The sequence below is a fragment of the Tissierellales bacterium genome (assembly GCA_025210965.1).
Lineage (GTDB): Bacteria > Bacillota > Clostridia > Tissierellales > JAOAQY01 > JAOAQY01.
In genome coordinates this window covers 1-5,020 of sequence record JAOAQY010000036.1, presented here as the reverse complement: position 1 = coordinate 5,020, position 5,020 = coordinate 1, and the positions used below count along the sequence as shown (strand labels likewise).

The window sequence follows — 5,020 nt, the reverse complement described above, 5'->3', positions numbered from 1 at the left end:
GAATCGGAAGATGTTGTTGAAATCATAAGATACACAGATCACGATTCTGCAATGATATATAAACTAAAAGAAACTACTGAGAGCAAGTATATTACTCCTTATGGTTATATGGATATAACGATTCACACTCATGAGATGAAACTAGAACTAGACGATGAGGGTCATGGCATAATTTATTTAGAATATTATCTAAATATAATGGGTGAAGAGATGAACAATAAGGTGGAAATTATAGTTAGGTGATGGAAAACATGCGGCGTTTTGTGGAACACACGGGGACGGACCTCTTGTGTTAGAATTCAAACACGAGAGGTCCGTCCCAGCGTGTTCGGTAATCACCTAGAAAAATAGGGGAGATTTTATGGCAACTATTATTAAAATAAAAATAACTCAGGCCAAAAAAGCGTATTGTGAAGTACACCTAGATGATGGACGGGTAATTTCTGCCCATATTGAAACTGTTTATAAACATTTTTTAGATAAGGGAAAGTCAATCGACGAGGAACTCATATACGAGTTAATCGTCGATTTTGATTATATAAAATTAAGAGAGTACGCAACGAATGTAATCAGCAGACGATTTTATACGGAAAGAGAGATCAGAAATAAGTTAGGTGAACGGTCTGAATACAATAAAAATATAGAATTGGTAATTGAAAAATTAAGAGAGTATAATTATATTGACGATGCACTCTATGCAGAAAGATACATAAAAGATGCTAAGAGACTAAAGAAATACGGTGATTTAAAAATCAGAGCGATGCTCAGTCAAAAAGGCGTGGATGATGGCATAATAACAAGAAAATTAAATGAAACAAAAGAGGATTTAGAAGACATAGAGTTTGAAAATCTATTAAAACTCTGCCTTAAAAAGTCGATAACATTAAAAGAAACAGATAAATATAAGAAAAGGCAAAAACTATATGCATATCTAGCTAGAAGAGGATATGATAGTTATATGATTAAGAGGGCGATAGATAACGTAGAGGAGCAAGGAGAAATTTAGGGAACAGAACGGGAAGTGGGGGAACACACATGGGGACGGACCTCTTGTGTTAGAGTTCAAACACGAGAGGTCCGTCCCCGCGTGTTCCTAGAAAAAATAGGAAGTGAGGAGATTTGATGAGGAAAGTTTTGTCTATGATGTTAGCTGTGGCTATAACGGCTTCATCTGTATTTGTTAGTCCTATAAGGGCGAAAGCGCATTGGGCTGATGAATACATTTACAAATGGAAGAACTATGGAATACTAAAAAATATAGATACTACAAATCCAGACAAAGTGCTTAGCTATGGCGAATTTGATGCTCTAGTTGGTGAATTTGAAGGAATTGAAAAGAAGACGTTTAATGAACTACCTATGTCAAGAGAAGCTGCAATACACGAGCTGATGAGGGATTTTGATATTCCTGAGAGTAGAACAATAACTAAAGCTAGAAAATTTAAGGATTTTGCTCAGATTGATGGTAGCTATGCGTTTTACGTAGAAGGCGCTATAAATGCTGGGATAATAGAGACGACAAGAAGTGAGTTTAAACCAAAAGATCCGATTACGCTTGGAGAAGCACTTGTGTTATTGGATAGAATTGCCGATCAAACTATAAATGTGGACGGTCAATTTACCTATTATGGGGAAGATGCAAAACCTTTTAATAATCTCATAATAAATGAGGATTATGTAACGATAATAAATGCAACTATAAATGGAAATCTTTACATTGCACCCGGTGTTGGAGATGGTGGAGTAGAGCTAGAAGATACTGTAGTAAAGGGTAAAATGGTAATAATGGGTGGCGGAGAGGCCATTCGTTTCAGAAATTGTAATATAAAAGAATTGGTTGTAAAGAGGGACAACTTCCCCGTGACGATAGTTACAGATGGTGGAACTACTATAGAACATACTACTGTAAAATCAGATGCAAAACTTCGAGAACAATTTTTCACAGAACTTGGATTTATAAATATGGATATAGGCGATCAAAAGACATTTGCTAGAGTGGAGCTCGAAGGTGAATTTGGCAAGGTAAATGTAAATGAAGAATCTCTTATAGACTTAGTTGGAGAATCTACCATAGCTGATTTGCAATTTGTTTCAAGTGCAAATGAATCCGCTATAAGGACATCAGAAGACTCGGAAATAAAGAAAATAACAGCAAACGACATGTCGCTTCCGGAATACATAGGAGAGGTGGATGTCATAAATGTAAACACAGAGAGAAAAAGAACAGTCGTAGAAGGTCATGTAAAGAGAGTAAATGTAAATGTAAACTCATTTATTGATGTAAAGAGAGATGCTGTAGTAGATGAAATAGTAATAGCGAAGGCAGCAGCAGGAACTTCAGTTTATTTAGATTATAATGCGAAAGTAAAAAAACTCACAGCAAACGCTATAACGAAAGTAACTGGAGATGGAAGAGTTGAAGTTGCAGAAGTAAACTCAAATGGAGTTGAGATAGCAAAAGCGGTAGACGGATTGATTTTAGGAAGTGGAATAGTTAGCGCAAAAATTGAAAATAAAGTAGTTAAAGAAGCTTTCGATGCACCACTTCCAAAAACAGCTTGGGATAATTATTTGATTAGAACTAATAGAACGAATCTTATATCCGTACCGTCAAAAGAACCTGTAAAATTGATTATAAGAAAAAGAGATCAATTAGATAAAGTATCTGAACCAAATCTCACTTGGTCTATATTAAATGGCAAGGGTGTAAATTATTCATATATAGATCCGTATACTGGAGTAATAGAAGCTCAGGGTGATGGAATGATGACTGTAACAGCATTTGATGCACAGAAACCTGAACTCAAGACGACTCAGGATATATTTGTTGGTAATCCTGATAAATGGACGAAGTATCCTTATAGAGATTATAATATGTATACAGATATAAAAATAACCTATAAAGATGATGAAGAGGGAGATTATTTAGATAGGCTTAGAGATAAGCACAATTATCAGCTTAAAGCAGAACTTTCACCTAAGCATATAAAGGGTGGACAAGTAGAGTGGTCGATTACACATAAAGATGATAAAGATATAAAAGCTCAAATAAGCCAAAATGGATTTTTGATGATAGCTGATGATTCAGAGGAGGGTGAAATTTGGATTACAGCCAAATTAAAAGGATCTTCATACGAATTAATTGCACAAAGAGAATTTTTTGTAAGACGTAGATATGACGATGATATCATAGATGCAGTGGATTTTACATTAGAAGCTGAGAAAATGCCAGAAGATGGTACTATGAAACTTACTCCGATTATAGAGATTGACGATAAATACGACAAGGATGAGCTCGAGAATCAAAAGAAATTTGAGTGGAAAGCTGAGATTCTTGATGGTAGATTTACAGAATATCCGACTATAGAGAAAAACATACTAAAAGCATATGGAATGGGTCGAGTGCTAGTAACTCTTCACACTACAGACGGATCAGAACTTTATAAACAGAAAATAATAGATGTTGAAAATGTAAACTACACAGATATTACAAAGCCAGAAAAAGAAGAACCAGAGAGAGAATTTGAAAACAGCTATTACGAAAAAGAGCAAGGTATGAAGATAATTTCTGATAATGGTGTTTATAGCGTTAGAGAGATTGCAGGACAGCTAAGGCTCAAAGGAGAGGCTCCAAATAATAAAAAAATAACAGATATAGAATGGTCAGTAAGCCAAATAGACGGAGATATATGGCAAATGGCAATAGATGAACAAACTGGATTGCTAAGTGTGTCAGGTAAAGGTAGAGTACTAGTCACTGCGGGTGGAATGGTAGATGGAGTTCCTGTTATGGCTAGAAAAGTTATAGAAGTTGGAAACCTTGAATATCAAGATGAAAAACCTACTATATTCTTGAATTTGTATATAGACCATAAAGAGGTTGATGAAGATGAACCGGCTATAGAGCAAGATAAGAGATATACATTCAAGGTAGAAGACTATGATGAGAAAGAATATAAAAATACGGATCTTACATGGTCAGTTACTGAAAAAGAAAAACATATTGAGTCAGTGGACCTATCTAGTAGTGGTAAAATAGAAGTTGAAGGCTATGGTAAGATTATGGTTCAAGCATATGGTGAAAGTAGTGATGGTAACTCATGGTTGATTGGTTACAAGGAGATTGTTGTTGAAAAAGATGAAGACGATGAAGATGATGAAGATGACGAAGACGATGATGATTAAAACAAAGTGAAAATATTTATAAATTATCAAAATAGAAAAGGCAAGAATGCTATCAAATTTCTATTTGAAAGATAAGAAAAATCCTTCCAATTGTGATAAACTGTTATTGAAAGAAAAATAGCAGTTAAAATCGGAAGGATTTTTTATTGGGATATATAAAAAATTATTTCCCGAATATTAAAGAATTATTATAAAATGGTCGATGTTAATATTGAGAGTAAAATAGGAGGTATTATTATATGCGATTTAATCTGAGATGGAAGAACTTAGTAGCATTTGCACTTGTATTTTGCATGATTTTTATGTCAATTTCAGCTAGTGCAGATACATATATAAATGATGTATCAAGTCCAGTTGGTTATGAGAATAATCCAGAATGGGCTGGTGATAGGATGTTTGACTGGCTTAATAAGGGAATGATTTCTGGCTATGATACTTCATCATTTAGAGCAGATGACGCTATTACAAAGGCTGAATTTATAGCTATAGTAAATATGGTGTTTGGGTATCATGATACAGAATTCAAGACATTTGATGATGTATCAGAGAGTGATTGGTTTTACTATGACGTAGCTAAAGCTGTGCGCGCTGGATATGTAAATCCTAACGAGAGTAGCTTTAAACCAGAGAGTAAGATATCTCGTGAAGAAGTTACGGTTATGCTTGCTAAGGTACTTAGAATAGATGCAAAGAGCTATAGTTCGGCAGCTAGAAAGTTTAAAGACTACTCAAAAATAGCATCAGAAAACAGACAATTTATAAACGCTATGGTTGAAATGGGATATATCGGAGGATATTCAGATCATACATTTAGACCGAAAGATCCTATAACGAG

The 5,020-nt window shown here is 34.6% G+C and carries 4 protein-coding genes; all 4 read left to right on the top strand.

The features are described from left to right. A partial coding sequence (locus N4A40_02665; protein MCT4660736.1) for a DUF1934 domain-containing protein occupies window positions 1-243 on the top strand: 243 nt, incomplete at its 5' end. A gap of 118 nt (window positions 244-361) precedes the next feature. After that, entirely contained in the window at window positions 362-1,006 is a 645-nt protein-coding gene (locus N4A40_02660) for a recombination regulator RecX (GenBank protein MCT4660735.1), read from the top strand. A gap of 116 nt (window positions 1,007-1,122) precedes the next feature. Continuing rightward, window positions 1,123-4,185: an S-layer homology domain-containing protein gene (locus tag N4A40_02655; protein MCT4660734.1), complete on the top strand. Its 3,063-nt coding sequence runs from the start codon at window positions 1,123-1,125 to the stop codon at window positions 4,183-4,185. Window positions 4,186-4,424: 239 nt separating this feature from the next. Continuing rightward, the coding region (locus tag N4A40_02650) for an S-layer homology domain-containing protein (GenBank protein ID MCT4660733.1) at window positions 4,425-5,020 on the top strand (596 nt) is incomplete at its 3' end.